The sequence below is a fragment of the Flavobacterium luteolum genome (assembly GCF_027111275.1).
GTDB lineage: Bacteria > Bacteroidota > Bacteroidia > Flavobacteriales > Flavobacteriaceae > Flavobacterium > Flavobacterium luteolum.
The window spans coordinates 3,960,792-3,979,071 of record NZ_CP114286.1; the positions used below are offsets into that span (position 1 = coordinate 3,960,792).

At 33.6% G+C, this 18,280-nt stretch carries 16 protein-coding genes; 10 read left to right on the forward strand and 6 right to left on the reverse strand.

The genetic code is table 11. The features are described from left to right. Positions 1 to 17: 17 nt before the first annotated feature. Positions 18 to 797 (reverse strand): NYN domain-containing protein, encoded by a 780-nt coding sequence (locus tag OZP10_RS16960; protein WP_281631935.1) that lies wholly within the window; start codon positions 795 to 797, stop codon positions 18 to 20. A 200-nt stretch (positions 798 to 997) separates the two neighbouring features. Between OZP10_RS16960 and OZP10_RS16965 the strand changes: the two genes are divergently transcribed. The 5 genes from OZP10_RS16965 to OZP10_RS16985 all read left to right on the forward strand — a co-directional run bounded on the left by OZP10_RS16965 (position 998) and on the right by OZP10_RS16985 (position 6,465). Next, positions 998 to 1,447 (forward strand): RrF2 family transcriptional regulator, encoded by a 450-nt coding sequence (locus tag OZP10_RS16965; protein ID WP_198857047.1) that lies wholly within the window; start codon positions 998 to 1,000, stop codon positions 1,445 to 1,447. Positions 1,448 to 1,467: 20 nt separating this feature from the next. Continuing rightward, positions 1,468 to 1,995, forward strand: a complete 528-nt coding sequence (gene azu, locus OZP10_RS16970; protein ID WP_281631936.1) for an azurin — start codon at positions 1,468 to 1,470, stop codon at positions 1,993 to 1,995. 89 nt (positions 1,996 to 2,084) lie between these two features. Then, complete coding sequence (locus OZP10_RS16975) at positions 2,085 to 4,319, forward strand: nitric-oxide reductase large subunit (protein WP_281631937.1); 2,235 nt, start codon at positions 2,085 to 2,087, stop codon at positions 4,317 to 4,319. Between the two features lie 26 nt (positions 4,320 to 4,345). Continuing rightward, positions 4,346 to 5,077 carry an iron-sulfur cluster repair di-iron protein gene (gene ric, locus OZP10_RS16980; RefSeq protein WP_281631938.1) on the forward strand — a complete coding sequence of 244 codons (732 nt, stop codon included), beginning with the start codon at positions 4,346 to 4,348 and terminating at the stop codon, positions 5,075 to 5,077. Positions 5,078 to 5,241: 164 nt separating this feature from the next. Further along, complete coding sequence (locus tag OZP10_RS16985; RefSeq protein ID WP_281631939.1) at positions 5,242 to 6,465, forward strand: hypothetical protein; 1,224 nt, start codon at positions 5,242 to 5,244, stop codon at positions 6,463 to 6,465. 324 nt (positions 6,466 to 6,789) lie between these two features. Here the strand turns inward: OZP10_RS16985 and OZP10_RS16990 are convergent, their stop codons facing one another. From OZP10_RS16990 to nirK, 3 genes are read right to left on the reverse strand one after another with little or no spacing between them, the layout of a single operon-like run. After that, positions 6,790 to 7,386, reverse strand: a complete 597-nt coding sequence (locus tag OZP10_RS16990) for an SCO family protein (protein WP_281631940.1) — start codon at positions 7,384 to 7,386, stop codon at positions 6,790 to 6,792. A gap of 16 nt (positions 7,387 to 7,402) precedes the next feature. After that, a complete protein-coding gene (locus OZP10_RS16995) occupies positions 7,403 to 8,179 on the reverse strand; it encodes a formylglycine-generating enzyme family protein (RefSeq protein ID WP_281631941.1) in 777 nt (258 codons plus the stop codon). Positions 8,180 to 8,195: 16 nt separating this feature from the next. Next, positions 8,196 to 9,641 (reverse strand): copper-containing nitrite reductase, encoded by a 1,446-nt coding sequence (nirK, locus tag OZP10_RS17000; protein ID WP_281631942.1) that lies wholly within the window; start codon positions 9,639 to 9,641, stop codon positions 8,196 to 8,198. A 276-nt stretch (positions 9,642 to 9,917) separates the two neighbouring features. Between nirK and capB the strand changes: the two genes are divergently transcribed. Further along, positions 9,918 to 11,177 (forward strand): cysteate-C-fatty acyltransferase, encoded by a 1,260-nt coding sequence (gene capB, locus OZP10_RS17005; protein WP_177210237.1) that lies wholly within the window; start codon positions 9,918 to 9,920, stop codon positions 11,175 to 11,177. A 124-nt stretch (positions 11,178 to 11,301) separates the two neighbouring features. Further along, complete coding sequence (locus OZP10_RS17010; RefSeq protein WP_281631943.1) at positions 11,302 to 11,787, forward strand: hypothetical protein; 486 nt, start codon at positions 11,302 to 11,304, stop codon at positions 11,785 to 11,787. 106 nt (positions 11,788 to 11,893) lie between these two features. Here OZP10_RS17010 and OZP10_RS17015 read toward each other — a convergent pair whose 3' ends face one another. Continuing rightward, positions 11,894 to 13,012, reverse strand: a complete 1,119-nt coding sequence (locus OZP10_RS17015; protein ID WP_281631944.1) for a GTP cyclohydrolase — start codon at positions 13,010 to 13,012, stop codon at positions 11,894 to 11,896. Positions 13,013 to 13,065: 53 nt separating this feature from the next. Next, the gene (locus tag OZP10_RS17020) at positions 13,066 to 14,034 is read right to left on the reverse strand and encodes a transporter (protein ID WP_281631945.1); all 969 of its coding nucleotides are present in this window, start codon (positions 14,032 to 14,034) and stop codon (positions 13,066 to 13,068) included. Positions 14,035 to 14,157: 123 nt separating this feature from the next. Here OZP10_RS17020 and OZP10_RS17025 point away from each other — a divergent pair, with 123 nt between their 5' ends. Genes OZP10_RS17025 through OZP10_RS17035 form a run of 3 tightly spaced genes read left to right on the forward strand, consistent with a single transcriptional unit; the run spans position 14,158 to position 18,274 of the window. Continuing rightward, entirely contained in the window at positions 14,158 to 14,451 is a 294-nt protein-coding gene (locus OZP10_RS17025) for a DUF4834 family protein (protein WP_111378714.1), read from the forward strand. Positions 14,452 to 14,500: 49 nt separating this feature from the next. Then, positions 14,501 to 16,939, forward strand: a complete 2,439-nt coding sequence (locus OZP10_RS17030; RefSeq protein ID WP_281631946.1) for a YfhO family protein — start codon at positions 14,501 to 14,503, stop codon at positions 16,937 to 16,939. Between the two features lie 48 nt (positions 16,940 to 16,987). Then, a complete protein-coding gene (locus tag OZP10_RS17035) occupies positions 16,988 to 18,274 on the forward strand; it encodes a glycosyltransferase family 4 protein (RefSeq protein WP_281631947.1) in 1,287 nt (428 codons plus the stop codon). Positions 18,275 to 18,280: the final 6 nt, after the last annotated feature.

An 18,280-nucleotide genomic window follows, 5' to 3' on the forward strand; every position in this document is an offset into this window, starting at 1 on the left:
GTATAAATATTAAAAGTTTAATTGAATCTTAAACGTACATAAACGTGCTTGATTCCTTTTTTGTCTGACTCTCTTTCGTCGATTTCCAGAATATCAGTTAATGATTTAAGCATTGGTGTCAATTTAGAGAAACCATAGTTTCGAGGGTCAAATTCGGGTTTTTTCTTCACGATCAGATTTCCGACATCACCCAAAAATGCCCAACCATCGTCATCTTCAATATCTTCGATTGTAGCCTCAATAAGTTCAATAGTTTGTTTATCAATTTTATGAAGTGCTTTTTCGGCAGGTTTTTCAATTGGCTTTTTGGTATCAGTGGCGGTTGTTTTAGGTTTTTTCTTTTGAATAGCTCCATCCAAAACCTCAATATAAATAAATCGGTCGCAGGCCACAATAAACGAGTTTGGCGTTTTCTTTTCTCCAATACCAATTACTTTCATACCCGATTCACGAAGTCTCACAGCAAGCCTTGTAAAATCGCTGTCACTGGAAACAATGCAAAAACCATCTAATTTTCCGGAATAAAGTAAATCCATTGCATCAATAATTAGAGCAGAATCTGATGAATTTTTCCCAACGGTATAACTATATTGTTGAATAGGGGTAATGGCATGTTCCAGTAAAACGCCTTTCCATCCATTTGCATTTGGTTTTGTCCAGTCGGCATAAATCCTTTTCGTAGTTGGCGTTCCAAGTTTTGCAATTTCTTCCATCATGCCTTTTACATTGCTATATGGCACATTGTCTGCATCAATAAGGACTGCCAGTTTTAAATCTTTTGAATTGCTTAAAGGCATTTGTTAAATATTTAAAATTTAATACTCTCAAAGTTAAAATTAAAATTGGTTTTTATCAGAATTGAATGATGAATATGTGTAATTATTGATACTAATTAGTTTCATTATAAATAAGATCTGATCTTTAGAAAAATAATTAAAGATAAATTTGTCTTTTATTTAAAACCTGTATATCTTTGTGTGGAATTAATTAGGGATGTATGTTTTCAAAAGCGTGTGAGTACGGAATAAGAGCTTCAATATTTATTGCAACCAAATCTTCTAAAGGGATTAGGGTTGGAATAAAAGATGTTGCTAAAGAAATTGATTCGCCAGAACCATTTACAGCCAAGATTATGCAGGTTTTAACCAAAAGCGGCATAATTCATTCAACAAAAGGAGTTGGGGGCGGATTTGAAGTTTCGCCAGAAGCATCGAAAAAAATAAAGTTAATTCAGATTGTAGATGCTATTGACGGAAATAAAATATACAGCGGTTGTGGAATAGGATTGAAAGAATGCTCGGAAGAACATCCTTGTCCCGTTCATCATGAGTTCAAGAAAATAAGAGGGCTGCTGTTAGAAATGCTTAAAAACACAACTCTGGAACAGCTAGCTTCTGATGTAAAATCGGGAGATTTCTTTCTTAAAGCGACAAATGCGAACAATTAATATTATTAAATATTTTAAAAATGAATACAAAAACCAAAATTTCAGTACTAATCCTAATGGGATTTTTAGCAGTTACTTCTTGTGGTAAAAAAGAAACAACTCCAGCTGAACCGACAGAAACAACCGAAACGTCTACCGAAGGCGAACAAGCTCCAGTAGCTGCAGCCACAGAGGAAAATGTTTTAGTTATTGAAGGAAATGACCAAATGCAATTTAATGTAAATGAATTGAAAGCTGTTGCCGGAAAACCAATCAAATTAACTTTGAAACACGTTGGTAAAATCCCGAAAGAAGCAATGGGACATAATTTAGTTATTTTACAAGAAGGAACAGACCAAGCAGCTTTTGCTTTAAAAGCGAATGATGCCAAAGCAACTGATTATATCCCAGAATCTGAAAAAGCTTCAATCATTGCGCACACTAAATTAATTGGTGGTGGAGAAGAAGATACAATCGAGTTTACAATTGATAAAAAAGGATCATATCCATTTATTTGCTCTTTCCCTGGTCACGTAGCCATGATGAAAGGTGTATTAATTGTAGAGTAAATATTCAAAGCTCCAAATGCTTTAACAGCTTTGGAGTTTTTTTAAAAACTAATAAAAGATAAAATTGTCTTTTATTGAATAAGAAAAGAATGAAAAGAGAAAAAAAATTATGGCTGGTTTTTGCATTGGTAATGAGTATATCATTTGCAGTGCTGGGTTATTATGGTTATGAGATTTATCAGCAGGCACCACCAGTCCCAAAAGAAATTGTAACCGATTCAGGTAAAGCCGTTTTTAGTGAAAGCGAAATTAAAGACGGGCAAAATATCTGGCAAAGTATAGGTGGCCAGGAAGTGGGATCTATCTGGGGGCACGGAGCTTATGTGGCCCCAGACTGGACCGCGGATTGGTTGCACAGAGAAGCCGTTTTTATATTGGATATTTATGCTAAGAAAGATTTCGATAAAAAATATAATGAATTAGACGCCGAAAAACAATCGGCTCTTAAGGTTCGTTTGCAGAAAGACTTAAGAACCAATCGATACGATGCTGAGACAGGAGTGCTCACCATTTCTGAAAATCGTTTGGCCGCAATTGAGTATTTAAGCGAATATTATAAAGGTCTTTTTACGAATGATCCTCAATTTGATAAGTTGAGAGAAGAATATGCGATTCCGAAAAACTCGATTAAAGATGTAGAGAGAATGCATAAAATGAATGCCTTTTTCTTCTGGGCAACATGGGCAACAGTCACCAATCGTCCTAATGGAGATATTTCGTATACACACAACTGGCCGTCAGATGAATTGGTTGGAAATACCGCCACAACCGAACTTTTAGCTTGGTCTGGAGTAAGTATAATTTTACTGATTTTGAGTGTCGGAATCTTGGTTTTCTATCATGCAAAATCGGGTGAAGAAGAAGAATTTCCGCTTCCAAAAGAAGATCCGCTGATCAAGCAGGGGAAAACCAAATCGATGGGTTTGGTAACCAAATATTTCTGGATTGTAAGTCTGCTGATGGTTCTGCAGATGGTTTTCGGAATCATAACAGCGCATTATGGAGTAGAAGGAAATGGTCTATATGGAATCCCGATTGATAAAATTCTTCCTTATGCTGTAACGCGTACATGGCATACACAATTGGCGATTTTCTGGATTGCTACGGCTTGGCTGGCAACAGGATTGTATATCGCTCCAGCAGTTTCGGGTAAAGATCCTAAATTTCAATGTTTTGGTGTCAATTTCTTGTTTGTTGCACTGTTGATTATTGTTTTAGGTTCTATGGTTGGACAATGGTTTGGAGTAATGCAGAAATTAAATTTAGTTCAAAATTTCTGGTTTGGACATCAAGGTTACGAATATGTTGATTTAGGACGTTTCTGGCAGATTTTTCTTTTAGTTGGACTGTTTTTATGGCTGGCTTTAATGATTCGTCCGTTGCTTCCAGTTTTAAAGAAAAAAACAGAAGAGAAAAACCTAATCATTTTGTTTCTGGTTTCTTGTACTGCAATTGCCATGTTTTATGGAGCTGGATTAATGTGGGGAAGACAAACTAATTTAGCTATTGCTGAATATTGGAGATGGTGGGTTGTTCACCTTTGGGTTGAAGGTTTCTTTGAAGTATTTGCAACAGTTGTAATTGCCTTTCTGTTTGTTCGTTTGGGATTATTAAAAACTAAAACGGCCACTTTAAATGTGCTTTTTGCAACCATTATTTTCATGTCTGGAGGTATTTTAGGAACATTCCATCACTTGTATTTCTCAGGAACGCCAACGGCAATTATGGCTTTAGGAGCAACATTTAGCGCTTTAGAAGTGGTTCCGCTGACTTTAATAGGTTTTGAAGCGTATCAAAACTATAAAATTTCAAAATCAACACAATGGATTGCAGATTACAAATGGCCGATTTACTTTATGATTTCGGTGGCATTTTGGAATTTCCTTGGAGCCGGAATTTTCGGATTCATTATTAATCCGCCAATTGCCTTGTATTATGTTCAGGGATTAAATACAACACCATTACACGGACATACCGCTTTATTTGGAGTTTACGGAATGCTAGGAATTGGTTTGGTATTATTTGTATTGAGAAGCTTATACCGAAATGTGACTTGGAATACCAAATTGCTTAAAATTACTTTCTGGTCTTTAAATATTGGTTTATTCCTAATGGCAATCTTAAGTCTTCTTCCAATTGGAGTTTGGCAGGCTGTGGAAAGTATTAATCACGGAATGTGGTATGCTCGTTCATCAGAATTAATGCAACAGCCAACAATGATTACTTTAAAATGGCTTCGCGCTATTGGAGATTCAATTTTCGGAATCGGGTTTATAACAATGGCCTGGTTTGTATTTGAACTGACATTAAAAAACAAAAAATAAAAACACACAAAAACAAATAGATTATCATGGAAAATTTAAAAAACAAAACAATAGGATCATTTGTGGCTGAGGATTTTAGAACCGCTGCAGTTTTTTCAAAATATAGAATAGATTTTTGCTGCAAAGGAAACCGAACAGTTACTGAAGTATGTGAAAAACAAAATATTGATGCAGATGCTTTATTAGAAAGTGTTTCGGAAGTTTTAAAATCAGAAAATAGCGGAAGCATTGATTTCAATTCATGGCCATTAGATTTATTGGCAGATTATATTGAGAAAACACATCACCGCTATGTGGAAGAAAAAACGAATGTTTTACTGCCGTTTTTAGATAAATTATGCAAAGTTCATGGAGCAAATCATCCTGAGTTATTCAAAATCAATGAGTTGTTTATTGGTTGTGCAGGAGAATTATCTCAGCACATGAAAAAAGAAGAATTGATTTTATTTCCATTTGTAAAAAGAATGGTGAAAACAAAAGATACAGACGGAGTTTTACATCAGCCATCTTTTGTAACCGTTTCCAATCCGATTGCGATCATGATGCACGAACACGATAATGAAGGCGAACGTTTTAGAGAAATCGCTGCGTTGACCGATAATTATACTCCGCCAGCAGATGCTTGTACGACTTACAAAGTGACTTTTGCCATGCTGAAAGAGTTTGAAGCTGATTTGCATAAACACATTCATTTGGAAAACAATATTTTATTTCCAAAAGCTGTGATTTTAGAAAAAGACTTTGTTGAAGTAGAATAAAGGTTAATTTTAATAGTTAGAAAACATCGGTAATAATCCTCTAAAATGATAATTATCGGTGTTTTTTTTAACCATATAAGTAATATAAGTTTATTAAAAACAGACTTATAATTTCTTATATTACTTATATGGTTTAATAATTTTATAGGTTTAAAAGTTGCAATATGAATTCTCAAAAAGCTTGGATACTTTGCTGTTTTTTTAATTTTCTGATGGCCTGTGTTTTTGGATTATTAATGCGGTTTATGTATCTGTTTCCTTTAGATTTTTTGAACTATAGTTTTTTGCTTCATGCGCATTCGCATGTTGCCATGTTAGGCTGGGTTTATATGATCGTTTATGTTTTGGTAGTTCATTTTTTTATTCCAAAAGAAAAAAGCCAGAAACCAATTTATAACCGTCTTTTTTGGCTGACAGAATTTTCAGTTATCGGAATGATGATTGCTTTTCCAATTCAAGGATATGCTTTGTTTTCGATTGTATTTTCAACCATGCATATTTTGCTGAGCTATTTTTTTTGCCGTTTGGTTTGGAAAGATTGTTTAAGAGATAAATCTCCATCGCAAAGACTTTTGTCGATTTCTATTTTATTTATGGTTTTATCGACTTTTGGAGTTTGGTGTCTTGGTCCGGCCGTGAGCACGTTAGGAAAACAAAGCGATTTTTATCAGATCGCGATTCAGTTTTTTCTTCATTTTCAATTTAATGGTTGGTTTATATTGGCAATTTTAGCTTTGTTTTTAAAACAATTTCAAAATAAAATTGATGAGGTAAAGTTTAAGAAGCTTTACTTTTTGATTATTATTTCTACACTGTTAACAGTCGCTTTTCCTGTGAGATGGTTTATAGAAAATGACATTTTTAGTTATGTCAATGCTTTAGGAGTTTTAATTCAACTTGGCGCTTTTGTTTATTTCTATAAAATGTTGCAGCCTGAAATTAGTCATTTTAAAAGCACTTTAGATAAATCGACTAAAATAGTTTATGGTTTGGCATTATGTTCTTTGTTTTTGAAAGTAGGAATTCAATTGCTGACTCTTTTTCCTAATCTGGCAGAAGTTTCACATCAAATCAGAAATTTTGTAATCGGATTTATTCATTTAACCACTTTAGGAATCATAACGGGATTTTTGTTTGGAATTTTATTGCAGAATAAAATGCTTTCTGCTGATTCTTCAATATTGAAAATAGGAGTGAAGTGTTTTATTTTAGGATATATTGCAACCGAAGTTTTATTGTTTCTGCAAGGATGGTTTTTCTTTTTTGGAGAAGGAACAATTTCAGGATATTTTCAAAGTATTTTGATATTGAGTATTCTTTTGGTTTTGGGATTGGTTTTAATAATGGCATCACTAGTAAATTTTCGTTCCAATAATTTCAATAAATAAGTTTCGGTGAAACGGCATATTTATAATAGAGGGATGACACATTATAAAGCTTCGAAGAAGCGAAATATTTATAGAAAACGTTTTGACAAAGATGAAAGAGGCCCCAGCGGAGCGACATATTTATAGAATCATATTAGGATTGTAATTTGTTAACCTGATAAATATTTCGCTCCGCTGGAGCTTTCTATGTGGGTGATTTAGATTTTTCTATAAATATTTCGCTTCTCCGAAGCTTAACTTAGCTTTTTAGATAAATAAAAAACAAGAGTCAACTTTATTTCTAAATCTGCTCTTGTTTCCTTACTAATTAACCTATTTAAATATCTATATTTTTGCTGCTTCCTGATTTATGGTTTCAATTGTTTTTTCATTATTAACTCCTAAACCTTCTTGCTGAAATACCAATTCTCCTTCTGGATTAAAAACGCTAATAATATTAGAGTGCGAAAAATCTATTGGAGAGATTTTTTTATAATTGACAGCCAAAACTGCCGCAAACTCTCTCGTGTTTTCTTCAGATGAACGAAGGAAAATCCAGGGGTCTTGATTCATTTTATTTTCAATTGCAAACGATTTTAATCTTTCGGGAGTATCTGTTTTCGGATCTATACTGACCAATATTAATTTTACATGCTGTTTTGTCTTTTTCTCCAGTTTTGATTCAATATCGCGCATATCGGCCACTAATCTAGGGCATGCCGCTTTACAGCTTGTGTAAATCATTACCATTACGAGAACATTCCCTCTGAGCGATTTTAATTCAATGTCTTTTCCATTTTGCGTTGTCCATTTTGATGGCAGATTATAAATTGATAAATCGCTGATTTCTTTATTTGTTTCTGCTTTAGTTTCTTTATTATCTGCTTCTTTACAGCTGTAAAATGAGAATAGAAGAAGAAAAGCAATTGCTATTTTTTTCATTGTAAACTAATTTAAATTAGATTTTCGGTTTTGTTGAACTGGCGCATCTAAACCCAAGATTTCGTGTTGAATATTGCGCTTTCAAGCTTCCTCGGAATGCATAGCGCATAAAAGCGGCATAATCCATTAAATCGGAAGCATTAACTGATCCGCTTCCGCAGAAAAGATTTTTGTCAGTGCTTTTGTCTTTTCTAGATTCTCCTGATAAAAAAATACTATTGAAATCAGATGTCCATTCCCAAACTAAACCATGCATGTCATACACTCCCCAATAGTTTTTGAACGTTTTTCCTATCTCGTTTTCATAAGTTCTTGATTTCTCGTACCAAGACAAAATGTATTCGTTGAATTCTTTTTTGGTTCTAGCATCTATTTTTTTTGTGTCTGCCATTGCCACATATTCCCATTCGTCCATTGTTGCCAAACGTTTTCCTTGACATTCGCAGTATTTTTTTGCAGCAAACCAAGAAACACTTGTTACGGGCGATTTTGGTTTTGCATTTCCAAAATCAAAATCGTTTGTCCAGTAAGACAAATAACTTTTATCGGCAAAAATTCCTTTAATTTTTGATTTTTGATAAGAAGGATTTCTTTTGATAAATTCTAAAAACTCACTATTTGTTACAGGATAAATGTCAATATAGAAAGATTTTACCGTAACAGGTTTTTGAGAAACAGTTCCATAAAGAGGGATATAAGATCCCTCTTTTATGAAAGCCATTCCTTTTTCTTGCGCCTTCATGACACTAAACACAGAGAAAAAGATAGTTAGTATGAAAATGTATTTTTTCATGCTGAATGTTTGCTGTTTATCTTAATGATTTTACCATTTCTGGCGTAACTTCAGTTTTGTTATTTCCCCAACTGTTATAAATATAGGTCAGTACATTTGCGATTTCATCATCAGATAAATTCTGAGCAGGCATTACGTTATTGTATTTTTTACCGTTAACGGTTACTTCTCCAGTTAAGCCATGAAGGATTGTTTTAATCGCGCGTTTAGAATCGGCATTTAAATAATCTGATTTTGCTAAAGGTGGGAAAGTGCTCGGAATTCCTTGCCCTTCAGATTGATGGCAGGCAAAACAGGTTGTTCCGAAAATTTCTTTACCAATATTAATTTTCTCAGCAACTGTTCGTTTTGGAATTGCAGTTTTTACAGCAGATCCGCCTGGCATTTTTTGTATGGTTCCACCTTCAGGCAGGTAAATACCTTCTTGGATTGTTCCAGAATAAATGTTTTTATTTTCTTTTCCTTCCACTTTCAACATTCCCAACGCACCTTTATTAAATGCTCTAAAAATTGAGTGATCAACCAGAATAAAAGTTCCCGGAGTTTCGACTTTAAAATCTACAATAGCAGCACCACCAGCAGGAATCAAGGTTGTCTGCACATTTTTATTGATTGTACTTCCACCTTCAATATGTACACTATCGAAAATTTCTCCAATAACGTGGAAAGAAGAAACTAAATTTGGCCCACCATTTCCAACAAATAAGCGAACCGTTTCTCCAACTTTTGCTGTCAATTCATTTCCATTAGTTAAAGAACCTACTTTTCCGTTAAAAACAACATAATCAGGAGTTTCTTTTACGGCTTTGTTCATATCAAACGGCTGAAGACCTTTTGCGCCGTATTCACCTTGAGTGTAAAAATCACCTTGCATTACATAATATTCTTTATCAACAGGAGGAAGTCCGCCTTCTGGTTCAACCAAAATCAATCCATACATACCATTTGCAATGTGCATTCCTACAGGAGCTGTCGCACAGTGATACACATACAATCCAGGATTTATCACTTTAAAGCTGAACACTTTTTCATGTCCTGGCGCTACAAGAGAAGAAGTGGCTCCACCACCTGGCCCTGTTACAGCATGTAAATCGATATTGTGAGGTAGTTTGTTATCAGGGTGGTTTTTTAAGTGAAATTCGACTTCATCGCCCACACGAGTTCTAATAAAACTTCCCGGAACAGAACCTCCAAATGTCCAATAGGTATATTTTACGCCATCAGTCATTGTACCTTCTTGTTCCTTAATTTCCATGTTTAGTTTTAGCTTCATCGCTGTTCTGTCTCCAACAGGTTTGGGTACATGAGGAGGTGCAGTAAGTTCGGCATCCATTTCGCCTTCTGTCATAATATCTGCATAAGCTTTCTCTTCGTTTTTCTTGCAGCTTCCTAAGAGGAGAAGCAAACAAAATAAACCTAAAAGGACACGCAGTTTGCTTAGGGTTTTGTTTTTGTTTTTCATAATTGTTTGATTTTGTATTGGTTATAGTCTAATTTAAAAGTGCTAAAATTTTATTCAAAAATAAAAGACATATTTATCTTTTATTATGATAAAAATCATACTTCCTAAAGAATTAGTATATTAAATTAGATTTGGCAATTATTACTTTAAAAACTAACAGTGTTAAGAATAATGTTTCGAATATTTTTTAATAAAAATAAATGAGGGTCTGAATTTTAGAAGAATAATGATTATTTTTGCTCGCTGATAAAGTAAAAAAAACTACTACATTATATTATGGTAAAAGATTTATTCGAAAGAATTCAGGACAATAAAGGACCTTTAGGAAAATGGGCTTCTCAAGCAGAAGGTTATTATGTTTTCCCAAAGTTAGAAGGAGAGTTGGGTCCTAGAATGCAATTTCACGGAAAAAATATTTTAAACTGGAGTTTAAATGATTATTTAGGTTTAGCTAATCATCCAGAGGTTCGTCAGGCAGATACAGATGCAGCAATTCAGTTTGGTGCAGCTTATCCGATGGGAGCTCGTATGATGTCTGGACACACTACGTACCACGAACAATTAGAAAATGAGTTAGCTGAATTCGTAATGAAAGAATCTGCTTATTTATTGAATTTTGGTTACCAAGGAATGGTGTCTATTATTGATGCTTTGGTTACTAAAAATGACATTATTGTTTATGATGTTGATTCGCATGCTTGTATCATTGATGGTGTTCGTTTACACATGGGTAAGCGTTTCACATACAAACACAATGATCTTGAAAGTATGGAGAAAAACTTGCAGCGTGCTACTAAAATGGCAGAAGAAACAGGTGGAGGTATTTTATTTATTACTGAAGGTGTTTTTGGAATGCGCGGACAGCAAGGGAAATTAAAAGAAATCGTTGCTTTAAAAGAAAAATACAATTTCAGACTTTTGGTAGATGATGCTCACGGATTTGGTACATTAGGTAAAACTGGTGCTGGAGCAGGTGAGGAGCAAGGAGTTCAAGATGAAATCGATGTTTATTTCTCTACTTTTGCAAAATCTATGGCTAATATCGGAGCTTTCGTAGCGGCTGATAAAACGGTTATCGATTATTTGAAATACAACTTGCGTTCTCAAATGTTTGCTAAAGCATTACCAATGATTCAGACAATTGGTTCTTTGAAACGTTTAGAATTATTGCGTAAATCTTCTGCAATTAAAGATAAGCTTTGGGAAAACGTAAATGCATTGCAAAACGGTCTTAAAGAAAAAGGATTTAATATTGGAGATACCAATACTTGTATTACTCCAGTTTACTTAGAAGGAAGTATTCCTGAGGCAATGGTAATGGTAAACGATTTAAGAGAAAATTATGGTATTTTCCTTTCTATTGTTGTTTATCCAGTTATTCCAAAAGGAATTATCTTATTGAGAATGATCCCGACAGCTTCACATACATTAGAAGATATCGAAGAGACTTTAACAGCTTTTGAGGCAATCCGTGAGAAATTGACAAACGGAACTTATAAAGAAATTGCAGAACGTACAACTGTTGACGTTTCGTAATGACTTAAAAAATAAATTCTCAACATGGGAATTATGTAAAAAAATCCATTCGTTATGCGAATGGATTTTTTTTATTTAAAGTAACTTTATTTCATAATCAACAAAATAAAAAATAAAGATAAGTATGAAAAAAGTTATAACAATAACAGCTCTTATACTAGTAGTTTTCACATCTTGTAAAAAAGAAACCACTACTATAGAGCCAGTACAAATTACGCCAAGTCCGCCAAAAGAAGCTGAAATTGTAGAACCCGCAGGAGATCAATGTTATGCTTGGAAATCTAATGGAAGTGTGATAGAAATGAGTTTTAATGTTAATTCTCATCAAGAAGTAAACGGAAAGCTAAGCTATAATTTGGTTGGAAAAGATAAAAACGAAGGAACTTTGATAGGAAACATGAAAGGCGATACATTAATTGCCGATTACACCTTTAATTCTGAAGGAGTTTCATCTGTTCGAGAAGTTGCTTTTCTGCAAAAAGACGGGGCTTTTATTGAAGGATATGGCGATGTCGTAACAGCTAATGATAAGGTTTCTTTTAAAGATAAATCAAAACTAAATTTTGATGCAAAAAATACTTTGACAAAAGTAGATTGTAAAGTAGAGTAAATGATGTGTTTATGAAGTGAAAAATCCATTCGTTTGGGGGCGAATGGATTTTTTTTATTGTTAATTTTCTAAAACTGAAAATTGCGATTGCGACTGAAAACTAAAATTAAAGATATTTTAAATAAGTCTTTCTTTGGCAGTGAATAATTGGGTCAAAGTTTTTCCAAAGCAAATGAATAGCATTATTTTCTAATAGCTCAGGCGTTCTGATACAATTTCTAATTCCTTTCTCCGAAAAAGTTTTATAATATTCATCAAAAATAAGTGCAGTAACACCTTTATTTTGATAATCAGGATGAACTCCAATTAAATAGAATACAACATCTTTGCTATGCTTTTTTGCTTTTAGGAGCTCTAAGAAGCCAAATGGAAATAGTTTTCCTTTTATTTTTTGCAATGCTTCCGTAAAACTTGGCATTACAATACTAAAAGCTATTAAATTGTCATTTTTGTCAACTACAAACTTGATATACTCAGGATTAATAAAGCTGATGTATTTCTTTTTAAAATATTCTTTTTGAACGTCAGAAATAGCAACAAACGAAGCTAGTTTTTCATAAGACTCGTTAAACAAATCAAACATTTTGTCAACGTGTGGCATAATGTCTTTTGTTTTGGTAAAAGTTAGCGTTTTTAGTTCATAACGCTTTTTAATCAATGCGGTGGCCTTCTGGAAAAATTCAGGTTTTACATTTGAAAAAGGGAAAATACTTTCGATATACTGTTTTTCAACTTGAAAGCCCAATTCTTCAAAATGTCTTACATAATACTCGTGATTGTACCATGTAATCATGGTTCCAACTTGATCATAACCTTCGGTCAAGACGCCAACTTTGTCTAAGTTAGAGAATCCCATTGGACCTTCAGCGTGTTCTAAGTTATGCTTTCTTCCTAATTCATACACTTTTTCAAGAAGCGCTTTGGTAACTTCAATATCATCAATTACATCAAACCAGCCAAAACGGACTTTTCTTTTATGCTGATTGTTAACCTCAGACCAGTTGATGATCGCAGTAATACGGCCAACAATTTTATTGTCTCTGTAAGCCAGATAAAAATAAGCTTCGGCATTATCAAATGCAGGATTTTTCGTTTTGTCAAAAGATGCCAGTTCATCTGAAATAATAGGCGGTACCCAATACGGATTATCTTTATATAATGAAAAAGGAAATTTAATGTATTCGGTTAATTCTTTCTTGCTTTTGGCTTCTTTAATTGTAATCATTAATATGGTATTGAGAGGCCTAAATTATAAAAAAGGCTCCAGTTATTTACATTTTATTCGTATTTTGCTTTACGCTTTCTCTCTTTTTCTTGATAGTCAACTTTTTTCTCATTATCTGGATTCTTTTTAGCTCTGTCTGCTGCTTTGTTTATTTCTACTTTTTCTTTATACCATCCGTCATAGCGCCATGATATTCCAACTCCTCCATATAATATAGAAGGTGTGTTTTTAAAGTTTGTACTTATAGAAGCATCAACCTGCATGTTTGAAGAAAGAAGAAAAGCAGCCCCTCCGCGAAGAATCGAATCACTGTAAAAGTCGCTTTTATATCCTTGATTTTCGACAAAACCAGACCATCTGTCATTGAATCCGTGCGTCAAAGTTAGTATATATCCGTAAGTTGGATAGTCAGTACTGATATAATCTGCAAAAATATTGGTGACAAAAACCCAAGATCCGCCTCCAAGAAGGTTTTGTGTAATAAGCGAAACTTTTGGAGAAATTTCACCGTTTGGAGAAAAATAGTAGGGATTATCTGCTCCAATAAAATTTGCTCCTGCAAAAACTGAAACAGCTGGGATTAATTCTCGCCATTGAAAATTTCGGTTGGCTCTGTAGCTGTAAATATTCACTTCACGTTTATAGTTTTTATAAGGATCGTAAACAAGGTACTTGGCTCCTAAGACAGTTTGTCTAAAATTGTTTTTTTTGTAGCTAGTGTATGGAGTGTCAAAGTTTTCCGATTGGTATTGTAAATCAACGATAAATTCTAATTGTTCTAGAAAAGCACCGTATCTTAAGGTTAGATCGGTACCAAATCCGCTGGCATCGTAATCTAGTAAGTCGTGTTTTTCTTTAATGCCATAAATACCAAATTCAGCTTGAATTACAGATTTACCAACAGCATAAGCAGACATGGTTTCTCCTGGGCGGTTAGAATTAATAACATCAGTATATTGCGCAAAAAACAGTTGTGGAATAAAAAAAAGTACCGGGGCAAGTAAGTTTTTAATTTGGAACATATAATTTTTTTTGGATTAAAATATAATAACGCATATCAAATGTACATATTTTATTATTTATTTAAGATTCATATTTTATTTTTAAACAACGGATTTATTAATTTTGGAAAAAAATATATAGTTATGCAAGAAGCGTCATTTTCGGGTTTGTTTAAGACCATCATGTGGGTTATAGCTTTTTATTACATTTTTAAATTTTTAGCTAGAATCTTTTTGCCAGTATTGGTTAAAAAGGCAGTAGAGAATGCCAGTGAAAATTTTCAAAGACAACAACAGCAGTATAATCAGGGCAATACGTATCAGAATAATCGCAATACAAATAATAATGATGAAATAATCATTAATACTGCCAATGCTAAAAACCCGCGCGAAACCAAAAAAGTGGGAGAGTATGTTGATTACGAAGAAATAGATTAGATTTGTGTCCTGAAAATTTAGGATTCATTTTAACCCAAACTAGCCAAAATTGAAAATAGTAAATAAGTTCTATCCGCATGCCCTTGTTATCTTGGGCTTTATTTTTGTTTCGTTAATTTATTTTTATCCAGTCTTACAAGGAAAACAGATCTTCCAGTCTGATATTGCTCAATACACCGGAATGGCAAAAGAGCAAAACGATTTTAGAGCAACGGAAAATGCTGAACCTTATTGGACAAACTCCGCTTTTGGAGGTATGCCAACGTATCAGCTTGGAGCAAATTATCCGAACGATTTTATTGGTAAAGTTGATGACGTATTACGTTTTCTTCCGCGTCCTGCAGATTACTTATTTTTATATTTCCTTGGTTTTTATGGCTTACTATTGGTTTTAAAAACAGATCCTTTGAAAGCCTTTATAGGTTCAATTGCATTTGGTTTTTCAACTTATATGATTATTATTTTAGGTGTTGGGCATAATGCCAAAGCACACGCTATTGCTTATATGCCTTTGGTAATTGCTGGGTTTATACTCGTCTTTCAGAAGAAATACATTAAAGGAGGTTTGCTCACTATGTTTGCCGTGGCATTAGAAATTAGTGCCAATCACTTCCAAATGACCTATTATTTATTGATTTTCTTATTGATTCTTTCAGGTTATTACGCTTACAACTTTATCAAAGAAAAAGATTTTAAAGGTCTTTTAATTTCTTGTGGAGTTTTATTGGTTGCAGGAATTTTTGCCTTAGGAGCCAATGCTGGTAATTTAATGGCAACAAATGAATATGCTAAATATAGTATTAGAGATAAAAGTGAGCTGACCTTTAATCCAGACGGATCTAAAAATGAGACCACTGCTTCTATGACCACAGATTATATCACAGAATATAGTTATGGTATTGCAGAAAGTTTAAATTTAATTGCTCCAAGAATTTTTGGAGGTTCAAGTCACGAAAATGTGGGTACAGATAGCAGTATGTACGCATTTATGCTTGAACAAGGAGTTCCAGCTTCTCAAGCTCAAGATTTTGTTTCGGGAATGCCAACGTATTGGGGAGATCAGCCAATTGTTTCTGCACCAGCTTATATTGGAGCTGTAGTTTTCTTTTTGGCAGTTTTAGCTTTATTTATAGACGAAAGAAAAATCAAATATGTTTTCCTTGCTGGAGCACTTTTTACTTTAGTGCTTTCATGGGGTAAAAACTTTTCTTTATTGACAGACTTTTTTATTGAATATGTTCCTCTTTACGATAAATTTAGAGCGGTGTCTTCAATTCAGGTTATTTTAGAATTATGTTTCCCTGTTTTAGCTGTTATGGGATTGCAATCATTTTTTAAAGCTAAAGATGAGCCAAAATTACAGCAGAAAGCATTAATCCAAACAGGAGTTTTTGGCCTAGGAGTACTTCTTATTCTTCTAATAGCAAAAAGTTTCTTCCATTTCACAGGAATGAACGATAATGCTTATTTGGAAAGCTACGGACCAGGTTTCGTTGATGCTTTAAGAGAAGATAGAATGACGATGTATTATGCGGATTTACTAAGATCTGGATTCTTAATTATAATTGCGTTTGCTGTTCTTTGGATGTTTGTAAAAAATAAACTTTCTCAGACAACAACTTTAATTATAGTTGGTTTAGTGATGATTTTCGACTTGTTTTTTGTAGACAAGAAATATGTTTCTGCTAAAGACTTTGTAAGCCCGGTTCAGATTGCGGCACCTTTTCAAGAAACACAAGCAGATGCTCAGATATTAAAAGATACTTCAATATACCGTGTATTTGACCTTCAAGGGCAATTGCAAGGAAGATCTTCTTATTTCCATAAAACAATTGGAGGTTATAGTGCTGTAAGACCAAGAAGAATGCAGCAATTGTACGATTATCAAATTGCTAAAAATAATTTAGAGATACTTAATATGTTGAATGTTAAGTATGTAATTCAAGTGGATAAAGACGGAAATCAGATTCCTGCAGTTAATCCAGATGCGAACGGAAATGCTTGGTTTGTAGAGTCGGTAAAATTGGTAAACAAACCAGACGATGTAATGAAAGCGCTGAATACTTTGGATACTAAAAAAGTGGCGGTTTTCAATGTTCACGAACATGAAAGCAAGTTCCAAAACGCGAGATTAAAGAAAGCTTTTGATACAACAGGAACTATTAAAGTTGTTACTTATAAGCCAAATTATATCAAATACAAATCAGAAAACAATGGAGATGGTTTAGCTGTTTTCTCTGAAATGTATTATAAAAATGGTTGGAATGCTTACATAGATGGAAAACTAACAGATCATTTCCCTGTTGATTATGTTTTAAGAGCAATGGAAATTCCTGCTGGAAAACATACTATCGAATTTAAATTTGAGCCTCAGATTATTAAAACTGGAGGAACAATTACTTTAATTAGTTCAATAGGAATGTTACTTCTTTTAGCTGGAGGAATTTATTTTGAGAGTAAAAATTCTAGCAAGAAAAAAGAAGCCTAGAACTTCTAAACTCTAAATTTGCACTTTAAAATAGAAAACTGATTTCCATTGGAACAAAAAAAACTCTTAATAATTACCTATTATTTTCCACCTGCGGGAGGACCTGGTGTACAGCGTTGGCTGAAATTTGTAAAATATCTGCCAGAATTTGATGTTCAGCCAATAGTTTATGTTCCAGAAAACCCAACTTATCCAATTGTTGATGAAGGTTTGGTAAGTGAAATATCAGATAAAGTAATTGTTTTAAAGAATAAAATTTGGGAGCCTTACCAATTGGCTTCCATTTTTTCGAAGAATAAAACCAAGAAAATCAGTTCTGGAATTTTTCCGCAAAAGAAAAAACAGACCTTCTTAGATAAGACTTTTCTTTGGGTTCGAGGAAATCTTTTTATTCCGGATGCCCGCGTTTTTTGGGTAAAGCCATCTGTTTCTTATTTAGAAAAATACATTCAAGAAAATAATATTGATACGATTGTGACTTCTGGGCCGCCGCACAGTTTGCATTTAATTGGTTTAGAATTACAGCAAAAATTAAAAGTAAAATGGTTTGCCGATTTCCGTGATCCTTGGACAACAATTGGTTATCATAAAGCACTTCGTCTATCTTCTTATGCAGAAAAAAAACATAAGAATTTAGAGCATAAAGTACTTAACTCAGCAGATGAAATCATTGTAACCAGTAAAACCACAAAAGCTGAGTTCGAGGCTATTACCAATAGGCCAATTACGGTAATTACAAACGGTTATGATATTGAAACTGTAGAAAGACAAACTTTAGATACGAAATTTACTTTAGCTCATATTGGTTCTTTCTTGTCTGATAGAAATCCGCCTTTTTTATGGGAGGTTTTGGTGGAATTACTGCAAGAAGTTTCAGAATTTAAATCTCATTTAGAAATTAAATTAATAGGTGCCGTAAGCCAAGAGGTTTTAGATGCTATTCAAGAACATCAATTAAATGATTATTTAAATTTAGTGGGTTACGTTTCTCATAAAGAAGCTGTCGCGCATCAAAGAAAATCTCAAGTCTTACTTTTAATAGAGATTAATTCCGAAGATACAAAAAGCATTATTCCAGGAAAATTATTCGAATACATGGTTTCAAACCGACCGATTATTGCCATTGGACCTCAAGGTTCTGATTTTGCAGACATCGTAACGCAAACCGATACCGGAGTATTTTTTGATTATTCTGAGAAAGCGAAATTAAAAAGTGTAATTTTGGACTTTTTTAATCAGTTTTTGGAAGGGAAGCTGCAATCACATGGGATTGGTTTACAGCAATATTCAAGAAAAAACCTTACCAAACAATTGGCACAGCTGATTAAAGGATAATCAATT